Origin of the sequence: Marinomonas spartinae (assembly GCF_016461715.1) — a bacterium.
Lineage (GTDB): Bacteria > Pseudomonadota > Gammaproteobacteria > Pseudomonadales > Marinomonadaceae > Marinomonas > Marinomonas spartinae_A.
In genome coordinates, this window is the sequence record NZ_JAEMUI010000016.1 from 25,175 (window position 1) to 39,923 (window position 14,749).

Here is a 14,749-nt window from a genome sequence, read left to right on the forward strand (position 1 = left end):
AATAGTTTTTTACAATATACTTAATAAAATCAATTGATTATATATAGCCTCGTGACTCTTATAGAGTGGATTTTTTATGAGGTAAGGTGGCAATGAAAAAATACTTATTGTATGGGCACGATGACTGTTTGTTTTGTCGCCGGGCGAAGCAAGTCTTGGAGGACAATAATGTTCTTTATCACTATGTGGATATAAAGGGTGAGAATTTGACCAGAGTGACGTTGTCTAGGCTGATTGGTCACGATATTTATACTTTACCACAGGTATTTTTAGACGATGAATATATCGGTGGCTTTCACGACCTACAGCGCCGTTTCGCGATTATTTGATAGTCATTTAGCTTGATTTGTTTTTTAAATGCGTTTTACTTAGGTCTTATAACAATAAGAACACAAGGAGAACGTCATCATGAAAACGCTCGTCGAACATCTTTCTCAATATGCTGCTTATCATCGAGATAGACGAAATGTTGCAACACATTTTGTGGGAATACCTGTGATTGTTGTGGCCGTCGCTGTTTTGTTGTCTCGCCCCCAATGGGAGTTAGTCGGGCTGTTTATATCACCTGCTGTTTTCCTTGCCGTATTATCAGGCGTTTTCTATTTACGGCTTGATCGAGTGTTAGGCGTCTTGATGTGTGTATTGTTGCTCATGGCCCTATGGATTGGGAATAAAGTAGCTAATCTCGGTACATTCTCTTGGCTGGTAAGTGGTATTGGTTTATTTGTTGCCGGTTGGATGTGTCAGTTTGTGGGCCACTACTATGAAGGTCGAAAACCTGCTTTTATTGACGATATTGTAGGATTGATTGTGGGGCCATTATTTGTGTTGGTAGAAGTTCTTTTTTTGTTAGGGATGCAAAAAACGTTAGAGCAAGATATTAAGTCAGCGTCAGATTAGAAGCATATAGATAATAAAATACGCTATGTCTGATCATAAGGAAGGCAATAGAAAAAGGGATGAAAATATTAGGAGGGAAAATAAAGCGGGAGAGCTGGCGCTTATTGTTATTCTAGCGCGTGATCCCGAAGAGTAAGTCATTTTTAAAAGGCCATGTTAGGATGAGAGGCCTGTTATTAATGCTTGCTCAGTTGCTCTTAGAAATATGTTTTATTGACGTGACAGTTAAGCAAGGTGCGCAAGTTTAGATGCGTACACGTTAAATTTACTGACGACTTTTTTCATAGAAGCGGCAGCAGCAAAGACAAGATCTAAAGCGTACTCAGTGCTTTTTACACGAGCAATTAAAGTCGCTTTTTCACTTTCAGAGAGATATTTAGTATCGACACCAGCAAGTAATTCTTCAATAGGTTTTTGAGCTTTCATAATGTATTCCTCTTTCCATTTAGTAGCTAGTAGCTTATTTAGATCATGTAGTCTTTAATTGATTCAACTTTCTGACTACAAGGATAATATTAGAGGGCGGCTGTCTAAATAACAAACGATGTTTTCTATCCTTATTGATGAATTAAACTCAACTATTTTGATTTACGAATAAGAAACTTTATGACGAAGTGGAGGGTAAAGCGTTTGATGTAAAAAAACAGCTGTAAAATAGAGCTGTTTTTTTACTTGCCGATGAGTGTGATGTCAGTATAGACGCTAGTTTACTCTTTTATCGGATGAGACCAAGACTCAAAGTGGATGGCGCTTTTGGCTTCCCTTCTTGGTAACCAGCCAAAACGTTCTAGATCGGGGGTGGTCTGAAAATGGTCAACGTAACCAACACAGAGATAAGCGATGATATTGATGTTCTCTGGAATGTGAAGGGCCTCTCGAATCACATGGTCGTGAACGATACTGACCCAACCAACCCCGATGTTTTCCGCTCGCGCTGCCAGCCATAGGTTTTGTACCGCACAGACGGCACTGAATAAATCCATTTCTGGTTTCGCTGTGCGTCCTAATACGACGGAACCTGTTCTACTACGATCACAGGTTACACAGATGCCCAGTGGTGCCTCTTCGATGCCTTCGAGTTTTAAACTTTGATATTTTTCTTTACGTTCCCCTTCAAACAAGTTTGTGGCTTCCGCATGGGCGGTGAGAAAACCTTGTTTTATTTTTCGTTTGATGTGTGGGTTTTGGACCACAATAAAGTCCCAAGGCTGCATAAAACCAACACTTGGGGCATGATGCGCTGCGATCAATATACGCTCTAATACGTCATCAGGGATGGGGGTATCTATGAATTCTTTACGCACATCTCGACGGGCGAAAATGGTTTTATAGACGGCATCGCGTTCTTCTTGGGTAATTTTCATTTTGGTGTTTTTTATTCATTACGTTGTATGGTGGGAATTAGTGGGCAGTATCGATACCTGCACACACGGTGGTGAGTATAGGGTCATCACTTTTTAGTTTATGCCACGCAAAGGTGGAATCTTGCGCGGTTTTGAAAAAGTTGGAACGAGCATCGTTTTTACAGTCGATCACTTGCGTGACGCGTTTTGCACTATGGTGCCGTTCAAAGAAATAGAGATCAACTAATACCCAACTGGGGTGGCGCTGATTGATGGCTGAATGACCCACATCTGCTGCGATAAAGCGCACGGTTTGAGGGTAGATATAACTCCAAGGGCGCCACAGGGTTTTCTCTTGCACGGTTTTTACAACGACAACGCCTTTTGGTAATAAGCTGGCTTGATGTGGATACCAATCGTATTCTCCCAGTATTTGAAAGCTTAACATGGTTAAACCTGCAAAGGCAGGAATAAACCAGACGGGGGCTTTTTTCTTTGTCAAATGGCGTATTAAAAGGGCAATGCCTGCCCCTCCTAGTCCTGCAAAGATGGTCGAAATGAATTCCCAAAACATGGTTTCTCTCTTACTCTTTTTAGATTGGTGATCATCATACAGGAAGTTGCTATAAACAAAGAAACCGAACACGATTGTCGTGTTCGGTTTCTTGTTCCTTGCACTTCAATTATTGCCTGAACCTCAATATTGGATAGAGCTTGATGCCTTAATGGTCGACAGCATGACCAGCACCTTGTGGGTAACGCACACTTTCGACCAGATCTTGAATGGATTTGGGTGGTTCTTCTGTCATATAAGAGACCATGAATGCAACGATAAAGTTAATGGCTGCGCCGATGGCTCCAAATGATAATGGAGAGATACCGAAGAGCCAGTTATCCGGTGTATTAGTGTACGAGGCTGTGCCTGGAATAAAGAACCATCCTAAGAATAGGAAGATATAGACTAGGGTGCAGCCTAAACCTGCCAGCATACCCGCAATGGCTCCCTTATTGTTGATGCGTTTGGAGAAAATTCCCATCATTAAAGCAGGGAAAATAGACGCAGCCGCAATGCCGAAAGCTAAGGCGACGACTTGGGCGGCAAAGCCCGGCGGATGCATGCCTAAATAGGTTGCTACGGCAATGGCGACCCCCATAGAGATCCTAGCCGCGAGTAATTCGCCTCTATCAGAAATATTAGGGTTAATGGTGCCTTTAATTAAATCGTGGCTGACAGCCGACGAGATGGCGAGCAATAAACCCGCAGCGGTAGACAGGGCTGCCGCTAATCCTCCTGCTGCGATTAGTCCTACAACCCAACCTGGTAAGTTGGCTATTTCTGGGTTTGCCAATACAAGAATGTCGTTGTTGACACTTAACTCGTTCCCATTCCAGCCTCGTTCTGCTGCCGTGGCTGCAAAAGCTGGCGAATCGTTGTAGAGTTCGATGCGACCGTCGCCATTTTTATCTTGGAACTTGATCAAACCTGTGGTTTCCCAATTCTTGATCCAATCAGGCCGCTCAGCGTACTCTATTGGTTGTTCAGTGGGGCCATTTGGGTAAATGGTGGTTAACAAGTTCAAGCGAGCCATGGAAGCAACGGCAGGAGCGGTTAAATACAATAATGCAATGAAGACTAGAGCCCAACCCGCTGACCAACGTGCATCCGCCACCTTTGGTACGGTGAAAAATCGAATAATAACGTGTGGTAAACCTGCGGTACCAATCATCAGAGACAGAGTGAATAGAACCATATTGAGTTTGTTATCAACGTCTGCCGTATAATCTCTAAAGCCTAACTCACGAACAACTTGATCAAGCTTTTCTAATAGCGGAATGCCGGATTCAACATGGTCTGAAAATAAGCCTATGGGGGGCAGGAAAGTGTCGGTGAGTTGCAGAGAAATGAAAATAGCGGGTATCGTGTAAGCGATAATCAACACCACATACTGAGCGACTTGTGTATAAGTTATGCCCTTCATACCACCCAGTACTGCATACAAAAACACTACCACGGCGGCGATAAGTAAGCCGATGTCATTACTGACTTCTAAGAAACGTGAGAAGGCCACTCCAGCGCCTGTCATCTGGCCAATAACATAGGTAGTAGAGGCGATGATTAAGCAAGCAACGGCCACTAATCTTGCGCCGCTACTATAAAAGCGATCACCAATAAAATCAGGTACCGTGTATTTACCAAATTTGCGTAAATAGGGAGCTAACAGCATGGCGAGTAAAACATAGCCTCCTGTCCAGCCCATTAAGAAAGAGGAATTGGCGTAGCCGCCTGCGGCTATTAAACCCGCCATGGAGATAAAAGAGGCCGCAGACATCCAATCTGCAGCGGTTGCCATGCCGTTTAAGACTGGGTGAACGCCACCACCAGCGACATAAAACTCTTTGGTTGAGCCTGCCCTTGCCCAAATAGCAATACCAATATAAAGAGCAAAGGAAGCCCCGACGAATAGGAAGTTAATGACAAATTGACTCATAGCATTACTCCTCTAGGCCAAATGCTTTGTCTAACTTGTTCATTCTCCAAGCATAGAAAAAGGTGATTGCGATAAAAACAAGAATGGATCCTTGTTGGGCAAACCAGAAGCCAAGGTCGGTTCCTCCAACGTGTATACCTGATAGAAGTGGGCGTAGTAAAATAGCGCAGCCATAAGAGGCTAATGCCCAGACGATTAAGCAACCTAGTATGAGTCTTAGGTTAGCTTGCCAGTATCTTTCAGCATTTGATTTGGGGTTAGACACGGTAATCTCCTTATTTATAATTATTGTTTTACAACGCATTTTTAATTTAGCAGCGTTTTGTCTATTTTGTGTAAAAAACAATTAAAAAATATGTGTTAAAGATGTGGCGTAAGATTGAGCGGTATGGTTAGCATAGAAGCCTGAGGTGCCGCATTGTTATGAATAAAACACGACGAAAAGATCCATTGCTTACTGTGGTTTGAAGAGAATCGTTTTAGGCCGATTTGATTAAAAAAGGAAAAGAGGATGATCAAAAACATATTTGTCGCCAAAAAGTCGAAAATGCCCCAGATTGAAATTGAAGCTGTTAAAGTGGATGCTGGAAAAGGCATTGTCGGTGATCGAAACTATGCTAAACGACAAGAGGAAGGTCAGAATATCACCTTTGTAGAAAGCGAAGAAATTGATGCTTTTAATACGAACTTTAAGCAACAAATTGGACTGTCAGCCACGCGTCGAAACATTGTGACGGAGGGAGTGCGATTAAATCATTTAGTTGGAAAAGAGTTTATGATTGGCGATGTGCGCTTTTACGGAGTGGAGTTGTGTGAACCTTGTGCATTTTTGGGACAGTTGCTTGCCAATGATTCTCTATCGCCACCACAAGTGGTTAAAGCTTGGGTGCATCGTGGTGGGTTAAGAGCGAATGTGTTAAGCACAGGGATTTTAAAGACGGGTATGCCTTTTATCGTCAGTAATGACTTATCTTATTAAATGGTCACCGATCTGCACCCTATAGGGAGTCGGATGGGCTGGGTAAGGTTCTTAATGGAGCATACTCCTCATTCGCTTGAGCGATAATTTGATCTCGTCCATTGTTTTTTGCCCTATATAAGGCTTGGTCTGCGAGATGGATGAGGTGGTCAAATTTGTCCCCCTCCTTTGGTATATGGCTGGTGATACCTTGGCTGAGCGTAATGTATTTTTTAGGCGACTTATGATGTTCGATCTCTTCTTCGTAGAGTTTGCTTTGTAGTTTTTTAGCGAACACCATTGCTCGGTCTAGGTCAAAATAGGGCAGTAGAATGATGAACTCTTCACCTCCGTAGCGGGCTGCGATGCCCTGTGTGCTTTTTACTTCCGCTAGAATCAATTGTGCCACTTGAAATAAACATTTATCTCCAGCTTGGTGACCATAGTAATCATTGAAATTTTTAAACCAGTCTAAATCAAGCATGATGATGCTTATGCTGATTTGTTTCTCACAGGCGAGTTGCCAAATGTTCGTGAGTTCGTGGAAGAAATGTCGGCGATTCGCCATTTGAGTAAGTTCGTCGGTATGGCTTAATTGCTGCAGTGACTGGTTGAGCTGAGTCAGCTTTTGATTGGCCTCTTCGGTGCGCTGTTGAGCTTCGAGGGAGTCTTGTTGCGCTTTATTGGTCGCCTCGACAAAAATAGAAAATGCTTTCCCCATCATTGCTATTTCATCATTCCCTGACTGAGGTATGTTTGTTTTTATGCCTTCGACATGTTCTAGCATCACGCTATTTAATCGGTTCAAACGACGAATCAGGTAGTGATGGATAAACCAGTATGCAATGCCTGTTAGTAACAGAAAGATAACACTAAATAAGCCGATTTTTAGCATCACTTTACTGATAAATGCTTTGTGTGCCGAAGAGGCTTTTTGCGTTGATTGTTTTAATAACACATAAAGATCGTAACATGCATTGCTGAGTTTTTTTGCTTCCATGCGCGTTTTGTTTACTGCTATTAACGTGGCTGAGAGTTGCATTTGTCGTTTAAGTGTTGTGTTGAATACCTGCTTAGATAACTTGCTGATAAGACTAATGTTTTGCCATTCAGATGATGTCAAGTTATCTTGATATGACATGTTTGAGATTAATGAGGAAATGCTGTTCATCTGAGTAATCAGTTGATTGAAAGTTGTCGAGTGCAATGTCAGAACACTTAGATTGATGGTTTTGATAAGCTCATCAACAAGGTTTTTTTGATGTTCTGTTGTTTGTGGGAGGAGGTAGATTTTCTTTTGTAGGCTTAGCAGACGAGACTCAATATTACGTTGTAACTGGGTGATATTTCTTTTTTCAATCAGATAGTTATTTAAGATACGAATAGTGTCGAAGTAGGGTTTTTTTAACCTATCTATCTTGTCAATTAAGGCTTGTTCATGTGGTGTGTTAGCGGTTAATTGCTGACGAATATCTTCGAAGGAACGTTCAAATGAAACATTATTGACAATATTTTTGTTTTGTTCAGGCAGGCCAATGGTTGGCGTTTGAATGTATTTGTCGTCATAGCTTTGGTTGAGCATATTGACTAGAGTGTCAGAGGCAATGACTTCTGCTTCTCGAGATAGTTCTGCTGCATGCATTGCTCGGTCAAAATAGGAGTTAGACAATGCTTCAAACTCTTGGGACTGTTCTCGTAAGGTAAAGAGGCTGTAACCTGTTGTCAGAACATAGAAGCTAAGAACACTTAAAAGAACTAAATTTAGGCGAAAGCCTAATTGTTTCAACGGCTTGAGCTTTGTATTAGCCTCATTTGCCATGTTTCGTCTCCTGACGTACTTCTATTTATGAAAAATAACGTACTTCTATTGCTCTATATAACCTGATGTACTGGCTAAAGTCATGTAGATTGTCGTGTTTCATGTAATGTTTTTTAGTAATTCTCCGAAAAAATAATGATTAGAAGCAAACATCGTTATATTGAAAATACAAGTAAGCTTGTCCGTGTGAGACGATGAAGCAATTGATTGGCCATTATATGTCAGAAAAAGAAGGCTTTACCATTGATTATATGGACTTAAGTAAAGCCTTGAAATATTTAAGAGAGTGGCAAATCTTCAGCCAAAACGAATGTTTTGATGTCTTTATATTGTTCATTAAAAGCTTGTTGCTGACGAGCATAATGGCCGCTTTGACAATCTGAAATGATGTCTAATGCCGCTGCGAAATAACTTGATCGGTTCATCCAATCTTGCTTCTTATCTAGCGTCGACGTTTGTAGAGAAGACTCTTGAGGGGTGGTCGATAACGTTGCCGATAATAAAGTGTTAAGGTCGTTGGTCGTGGCTGCCACTTTGCCTTGAAAACGCCATAAGTCACTTTCAGGGAGATAGGCGTAATAGGGTAATAAAGCGAGCCCATGTTCCGCGACAAAATCAATTGCATCAAGAATAAAATCAACCTCGCTTTCTTCTAAAAAGTAATTGAGATTAAAGCGTACCCAGCCTGGTTTGACGAGTTTTTCGCCCTTCGCCATGGCTTCTTGAATGCGCTTGGACTGAGCTTCATTTATTCCTAATAGTTGGTGTCCATATGGACCCGCGCATGAACAACCACCACGAACTTGGATGCCAAATAAATCGTTCAATAAAGAGGTAACAAAACCATGATGCAAATAGCCATAGTCAGTGCGGATACGGAACGCCGTGATGGAAAGGCTGGGGGCATCGGCATGACCTAAGCGTTCAACTGCTGAAGAATGGCTCCAACGAGAGTGTATTTTTTGCACCCAGGCGTGTTCTTTGTTGAGGATCGTATCGACGCCAACTGCTTGTTTGAGTTGGAAGACGAGGCCAGCACGAATGGATTCGATAATGGCGGGAGTTCCGCCTTCTTCACGACGTTCGCCAATCGGTAAAAAAGTATGGGAGTCTGGGGTGACGAAAGAGACCGTACCACCACCAATATGGCTTGGCTTTTGGTTTTTAATGCAGGCGCGCTTGACCACGAGTATCCCCGGTGTGCCTGGACCGCCAACTAGCTTGTGTGTCGAGAAAAAGAGGGCGTCTTTGGCGAGTTGCTTATTCTGCTGGGGGTTCATATCAATATCAATATAAGGTGCAGCGGCGGCAAAATCCCAAAAAGACAAGGCATTGTGACGATGTAAGCAATCGGTAATGGCGTTTTGGTCGCATAATATGCCTGTGACATTGGAAGCGGCGCTGAATGATCCAATAAGGCGTTTACCATGATGTTCTTGCAACTGATTTTCCAGTGTTTTGATGCACACACCTCCTTCCTCCGCTTGGGGAATGCGAATCACTTTTAGGCCTAGCTCACGCCATGGCAATTCGTTCGAATGGTGCTCATAGGGACCGATGAAAATGATGGTATTGTGCTTTTCTTGAGTGGTAAGGTCTCTTAGCCCCAACTGGGTGATCAAGGTGTTCACTGCACTGGTTGCACCACTACCACAAAATAAAACAAGGTCATCGCTACTGGCATTGACCGCTTGTCGTATTTGTTCACGAGCTTGCTCACGATAGCACGTCGTTTGTTGGCCTGTGGCATTGGCTTCCGTATGAGTGTTCGCATAGTAAGGCATAACATACTGCTGGATGGCATCTTCGATAAATTGCAAGCTGCGTCCGGAGGCGGTGTAGTCTGCATAAGTGAGCCTACGCGTTCCAAACGGGGTGTCGATCAAGGTCTCTTTACCAATGATGCCTTGTCGAATACGTTCGAGTAGTGCCTCTTTCTCTTTAGTCTTTATAGTGGCGTTTGTTGTCATTTTTTGAGGAGTGGTTTTGACAGTAGATTGCATTCGAGATTGCCTTTATTAATAAATGTTTTACCTGTGACGGATCTCTCTATTTTTGCTGCAATAATGGCCTGCTTTTAGATAGATAAAGGCAGTTCCGTTGTATACTTAATCTGTTCCATCGCAAAATTTGAGGTCACGTCAGTCAGAGCGGTTGCGCTGATTAAGCGTTTATAAAATCGGTCGTAAGCGGGGATGTCTTTTACCACCACCCGTAATAAATAATCGTATTCTCCTGCCATGCGGTAAAACTCCACCACTTCTGGAAATTCCGCCACAATTTGAGAAAAGTTCGTGGCCCAATTTACGTCGTGTTGATTCGTTTTCACTTGGACAAACACTGATACCGCAAGCTCAAGTTTGTCTGCATCCAATAACGCCACTCGTCGTTTAATATAGCCAGCGTTTTCGAGCTTTTGAATGCGGCGCCAGCATGGGGTTTTTGAGAGCCCAACTTGCTTAGCAAGAGCATCATTAGAAATACTATCATTACTTTGAATTAAGGCAAGAAGTTGCATATCTATGTTATCTAAAGTCATTTTGTTCTCTTTTTGTGTTTGTTTTTGGGATATTTTTTCAAATGATGTGTTTTTTTTAAGGCCTATGCAACCTAGTTTCTAAAAAGAGGGCATATTAGGAATCATAGTTCGATGACAGACGAAAAAATAATGCCAAAAAATCTAATATTTATTAAATAGCGGTCTATATTTCATGAAGTAGGGAGAAAAAATGAGCATGATGGTTACCAGAATCTAGACAATACTTAGAGTGGGTCTCACATTGGTGACTTTTGGGGAAGAAGCATGCGTTTCTGTAAATAGAGATCTTTGCATGACGACTGCTTTCGTCAATACTTTGTGGAAAACAGACTTAAAATGCTCTTATATCACCCATAAACTCCACTTTATCGTCTGTTTTTGCTTTGTTTTGTCTGGACTCATGACATCATGAAAAGGTCTCAAGTGAGCGTTTTAAAGCGTTTTAAAACGAAGGAGGCCTCTTTTGCGTCACTCATTCTGTGTTGTTATGAGCTTAATGGCTGGTTTAGTGAGTGCGTCGTCTTTTGCGCAGACTCAATATCCATTAACAATAGATAATTGTGGATATAAACATACTTATCTAGAGGCCCCCAAGGCGGTGGTATCAATTGGTCAGGATGTCACTGAAACCCTCTATCAACTGGGAGTATGGGACAAAATGGTCGGCACAGGTGTCTGGTTGAATGACGTTGCTCCGCAATTTGCACAGCTAGATAAAATCGTTCCTCGCTTATCAGATAATACGCCAACCCTTGAATCCGTTTTGCAGCAAAAGCCAGATTTTATTGGCTCACAATTTGAGTGGTATGTTGGTAAGGAGGGGGTAATAGGCACTCGAGAGCTGTTTGCGTCTCATGGCATTGCCGCCTATGTATTGCCGACAGACTGTATTAACAAAGATAATGCTGTTGGTAACGATGGAACTCGGGCCAATATATTCAATACCGACTCCCTGTATCAGGGGATTAAAGAACTTTCTAAGATTTTTGATAAGCAGGAAAGAGGAGCCATGTTTATTGCTTCTTTAAAAGAAAGAGAAGCGAATGCAATTGCGCGGGCGAAAAAGGATGAGTTAAATAATGTGTCAGCGGTGTTTTGGTATTCTAGTCCGAAGCTGGATGGCCCTGCTTATGTTGCTGGTCGAAATAGCCCGGCTGGCTACATCTTGAATGCTTTAGGGATAGAGAACATTGCACATTCTGATGAGGAATGGCCCCTTATGGATTGGATAGCCATTTCTAGGGCGAACCCTTCTGTTATTGTGCTGGCGAAAATGAATCGCCGTCGTTGGGCTGCGGATGACTATAAAACGAAGATTGCGTTTCTTAAAAGTAATCCTTATACGCGTAATATGGCTGCAGTGAAAGAAAATCGCTTTGTTATTATGGATGCTTTAGCTATGAGGGCCTCAACTCGCTTGTTCGATGGATTGGAGCAAATGGCCATTGCTTTAGATGCCGTACAAGGTCGCCTTAAGGGAGCTGAAAAATAAGCCATATAACCGCTACATTTCTCATTATTTCGCATGTGACGATAGATTGTTTCTTAAAATGATGTAATTAAAATTATCCTGTTTTTCCTTTTAATTTTAACGTGTTGAATTTTATTAGAAAAATAGTGAGATAAGTTTTCGTGCTGGCTTTTATTGTTTTCTATCCGCTCTTGAAGACAAATCTGCTTCTATACTTTTTGCCATAAAGCGCCATTATAAGGTAATTCTTATACCATCACTTTATGTTAGGGCCTTCTAATAACAAGGCCCTAGGAGCCAGTATGAAGGTTAATTTTTTTGTCACCTGTTTATGTGACACAGTGAAAGCCAATGTCGCGAAGCGCACCGTCGCCCTATTAGAACAGTTAGGCTGCGAGGTAATTTTTCCTGAGGCCCAAAGTTGTTGTGGTCAGCCATCCATAAACAGTGGTTATGTAGAAAGCAGTAAACCAGCAATGAAGTCGTTTATTCGTGCTTTCGAGTGCAATGATTATCCCATCGTTACCCCAGCGGGTTCTTGTGCAGCCATGGTCAAGGCCTATCCTGAATATTTAAGAAACGAGCCAGAATGGGCCTCGCGTGCACAAGCCGTTGCCGACCGTCTTTTTGAATTAACCCAATTTGTGGTTCGCGAATTAGGGGTAGTGCAGCTGGGAGCGAAGCTGGTAGGAACGGCCGTTTACCATCCTTCTTGTAGTTTAATCCGTAAGTTAGGTGTACGGGATGAACCTTTGTCCTTGTTGGCCGAGGTAGAAGGTCTGACGTTATTACCCATTGATAATCAAGAAACCTGTTGCGGTTTTGGGGGAACCTTCTCTGTCAAAATGGGTGAGATTTCTGGAGAGATGGTTAAAGAAAAAGTGCGCCATATGAGTGAGGTTACACCCGATTATTTGATTGGTGCCGACATCAGTTGTTTGATGAACATAGGAGGACGTCTTCATCGTGAAGGGAAGGCGATCAAGGTTATGCACATTGCAGAAGTGTTGGCGAGCCGTTAGTTTATAAGGGGATAGACATGTCGATGAAAACCAGTCATGCGACGTTTAAAGAGCGCATTGATATTCAGATGCAAGATGATTATATGCGCCAATCTGTTGCCAATGCTCAAGAGCGCATGTTCACTAACCGTGCTAAAGCCGCCGAGGCATTAGGTAATTGGGAGCAATGGCGAGAAATGGGGAAAGAGATTCGTCAGCATGTTTTGGAGAATCTTGATTACTATTTAGAACAATTGAGTGACAAGGTCGTGGAAAACGGTGGCAATGTGTTTTTTGCTAGCACGGCCGAAGAGGCTAGAGGTTACATTGAAGGCGTTCTCAAAGAGAAAAAAGCAAAAAAAATCGTTAAATCCAAATCCATGGTGACCGAAGAAATTGATCTAAATAAGGCTATTATAGGCCTTGGCTGCGAAGTCATTGAAACGGATCTTGGTGAGTATATTCTACAGGTAGATGATTGCGATCCGCCTTCCCATATTGTGGTGCCCGCATTACATAAAAACCGCACTCAGATTCGCGATATTTTCAAAGAGAAAGTGGGGTATCAAGGGACAAATGACCCTGAAGAGATGACGCGCTTTGTCCGTCAACATATTCGTCATGATTTTTTAGAAGCTGATATCGGTATTACAGGCTGTAACTTTGCCGTGGCAGAAACGGGCACGGTCAGTTTAGTGACGAATGAAGGTAATGCACGATTGGCTACCAGTTTACCGAAAACACATATTGCGGTGATGGGCATGGAGCGTCTGGTACCCACTTTTGAAGAATTGGATATTGTGGTGAGCTTGTTATGCCGAAGTGCAGTGGGATTGCCGTTAACAGGTTACGTGACGGCCCTGACTGGCCCAAGAGAGAGTGATCAATGTGATGGACCAGAGGAATTCCACTTGGTGATAGTCGATAATGGACGTTCCGCCATTTTAGGTTCTGAGTTTAAAGACATTCTGCGTTGTATAAGGTGTGCGGCGTGTGTGAATACTTGCCCAGCCTATCGCCACATTGGTGGTCAATCCTATGGTTCCATTTATTCAGGTCCTGTTGGGGCGGTGTTGTCACCGCTATTAGGGGGTTATGAGGATTTTAAAGAATTGCCTTATGCGTGTAGTTTATGCCAGTCCTGTAATGACGTCTGTCCTGTGAAAATTCCTTTATCTGATTTATTGCTCAAGCATCGTAGAGTTATGGCGGAAAGTAAATTAACTCCGCTGGGTGAACGTGCCGCAGCAGGGTTCTTTAACTTTGTAAATGCTCGCCCAGCATTGTGGGGTAAAACCGTTAAAGCGGGTGCCAAAGTGGCTAACGCGACGATAAAAGACGGTAAAATGCCTTTTAATGTGGGTCCCTTAAAAGATTGGACGGATTCACGAGATTTGCCTCAACCCGATGGTGAATCTTTCCGAAGTTGGTTTAAAAATCGACAGCAAACAAAAGGGGATCAGCAGAAAAATGAGGCAGGAGATCATCATGACTAACCCAGCGCGATTACAGAACCGTACCGCTTTTTTGGAGAACATTGCTAAGGTATTAGATCGGCCTAGACGCACGCAGGCACCGGTTCGGCCTGCTCTTAAATACCGCTGTCATCAAGAAGTTATGGCTGGGTGGTCGCCAGATCAACTGAGAGATCGCTTGGTGGATTATACCGAAAATGCACTGGGTGCTAAGGCCATTGTCACAACAAAAGCCCAGTTGAGTCGGGTGTTGTCTGAGGCTTGCCTCGCTTATCAACAAAATACATTGTCGGATGATGGTAAAGATGTTGTGTTATCTGCTGACGTTCGATTACAGGCCGGCATCGATATTAACCAGCTTACTCAAGCAGGGTTAAGTCTATATGTATGGGATTCATCTCTTGGATACGACGCCAATATCCGTGCTTGTGAGCGAGCTAAGGTGGGGGTTGTGTTTGCAGAACAAGCCTTAGCAGAATCAGGCACTATGGTACTCTATAGTCAGGTTGAACAGGGGCGCGTGATTAGTTTATTGCCTGAGGCGTCGGTATTTATCGTACCAAAAAGTGCCATTGTGCCAAGGTTAACTCAGGCGACTGCAGTACTGACTGAGAAAGCCAAAGCTGGTAAGCGGATGCCATCCTGCATTAACTTTATTTCAGGGCCAAGCTCGACGGCGGATATAGAGTTAATTAAAGTAGTCGGAGTTCATGGTCCCATTTTTGCGACCTATATTATTTTGGATGATCAATAA

15 protein-coding genes are annotated in these 14,749 nt (G+C 42.8%); 7 read left to right on the forward strand and 8 right to left on the reverse strand.

The window, feature by feature from the left end; all coding sequences use genetic code 11:
- The first annotated feature begins 92 nt into the window (after positions 1-92).
- Together JHD45_RS14900 and JHD45_RS14905 are read left to right on the forward strand one after the other, a co-directional pair.
- Positions 93-329, forward strand: coding sequence for a glutaredoxin domain-containing protein (locus JHD45_RS14900; RefSeq protein WP_199477305.1), 237 nt, complete (start codon positions 93-95; stop codon positions 327-329).
- A 79-nt stretch (positions 330-408) separates the two neighbouring features.
- A complete protein-coding gene (locus JHD45_RS14905; RefSeq protein ID WP_199477306.1) occupies positions 409-900 on the forward strand; it encodes a DUF962 domain-containing protein in 492 nt (163 codons plus the stop codon).
- A 225-nt stretch (positions 901-1,125) separates the two neighbouring features.
- Here JHD45_RS14905 and JHD45_RS14910 read toward each other — a convergent pair whose 3' ends face one another.
- The 5 genes from JHD45_RS14910 to JHD45_RS14930 form a co-directional block, all read right to left on the reverse strand.
- The gene (locus tag JHD45_RS14910) at positions 1,126-1,326 is read right to left on the reverse strand and encodes a hypothetical protein (protein ID WP_199477307.1); all 201 of its coding nucleotides are present in this window, start codon (positions 1,324-1,326) and stop codon (positions 1,126-1,128) included.
- A 281-nt stretch (positions 1,327-1,607) separates the two neighbouring features.
- Positions 1,608-2,264, reverse strand: a complete 657-nt coding sequence (bluB, locus tag JHD45_RS14915; RefSeq protein ID WP_199477308.1) for a 5,6-dimethylbenzimidazole synthase — start codon at positions 2,262-2,264, stop codon at positions 1,608-1,610.
- Positions 2,265-2,301: 37 nt separating this feature from the next.
- Positions 2,302-2,817 (reverse strand): hypothetical protein, encoded by a 516-nt coding sequence (locus JHD45_RS14920; RefSeq protein WP_199477309.1) that lies wholly within the window; start codon positions 2,815-2,817, stop codon positions 2,302-2,304.
- Between the two features lie 148 nt (positions 2,818-2,965).
- On the reverse strand, positions 2,966-4,732 hold the full coding sequence (locus JHD45_RS14925; protein WP_199477310.1) for a sodium:solute symporter family protein: 1,767 nt from the start codon (positions 4,730-4,732) through the stop codon (positions 2,966-2,968).
- Between the two features lie 4 nt (positions 4,733-4,736).
- Entirely contained in the window at positions 4,737-4,997 is a 261-nt protein-coding gene (locus JHD45_RS14930) for a DUF4212 domain-containing protein (RefSeq protein WP_199477311.1), read from the reverse strand.
- A 246-nt stretch (positions 4,998-5,243) separates the two neighbouring features.
- Between JHD45_RS14930 and JHD45_RS14935 the strand changes: the two genes are divergently transcribed.
- Positions 5,244-5,711: an MOSC domain-containing protein gene (locus tag JHD45_RS14935; RefSeq protein WP_199477312.1), complete on the forward strand. Its 468-nt coding sequence runs from the start codon at positions 5,244-5,246 to the stop codon at positions 5,709-5,711.
- A 19-nt stretch (positions 5,712-5,730) separates the two neighbouring features.
- Here the strand turns inward: JHD45_RS14935 and JHD45_RS14940 are convergent, their stop codons facing one another.
- From JHD45_RS14940 to JHD45_RS14950, 3 genes are all read right to left on the reverse strand, one after another.
- On the reverse strand, positions 5,731-7,509 hold the full coding sequence (locus tag JHD45_RS14940; RefSeq protein WP_199477313.1) for a sensor domain-containing diguanylate cyclase: 1,779 nt from the start codon (positions 7,507-7,509) through the stop codon (positions 5,731-5,733).
- 278 nt (positions 7,510-7,787) lie between these two features.
- Positions 7,788-9,512, reverse strand: coding sequence for an aminotransferase class V-fold PLP-dependent enzyme (locus tag JHD45_RS14945; protein WP_233407857.1), 1,725 nt, complete (start codon positions 9,510-9,512; stop codon positions 7,788-7,790).
- 74 nt (positions 9,513-9,586) lie between these two features.
- Positions 9,587-10,048, reverse strand: a complete 462-nt coding sequence (locus JHD45_RS14950) for an Lrp/AsnC family transcriptional regulator (RefSeq protein WP_199477314.1) — start codon at positions 10,046-10,048, stop codon at positions 9,587-9,589.
- A 463-nt stretch (positions 10,049-10,511) separates the two neighbouring features.
- Between JHD45_RS14950 and JHD45_RS14955 the strand changes: the two genes are divergently transcribed.
- From JHD45_RS14955 to JHD45_RS14970, 4 genes are all read left to right on the forward strand, one after another.
- The gene (locus JHD45_RS14955) at positions 10,512-11,540 is read left to right on the forward strand and encodes an ABC transporter substrate-binding protein (RefSeq protein WP_199477315.1); all 1,029 of its coding nucleotides are present in this window, start codon (positions 10,512-10,514) and stop codon (positions 11,538-11,540) included.
- Between the two features lie 281 nt (positions 11,541-11,821).
- Positions 11,822-12,541: a (Fe-S)-binding protein gene (locus JHD45_RS14960; protein WP_199477316.1), complete on the forward strand. Its 720-nt coding sequence runs from the start codon at positions 11,822-11,824 to the stop codon at positions 12,539-12,541.
- Positions 12,542-12,558: 17 nt separating this feature from the next.
- Positions 12,559-14,016 (forward strand): LutB/LldF family L-lactate oxidation iron-sulfur protein, encoded by a 1,458-nt coding sequence (locus tag JHD45_RS14965; RefSeq protein ID WP_199477317.1) that lies wholly within the window; start codon positions 12,559-12,561, stop codon positions 14,014-14,016.
- Positions 14,009-14,749 (forward strand): LutC/YkgG family protein, encoded by a 741-nt coding sequence (locus JHD45_RS14970; protein ID WP_199477318.1) that lies wholly within the window; start codon positions 14,009-14,011, stop codon positions 14,747-14,749. Before JHD45_RS14965 ends, JHD45_RS14970 begins: the two co-directional genes overlap by 8 nt.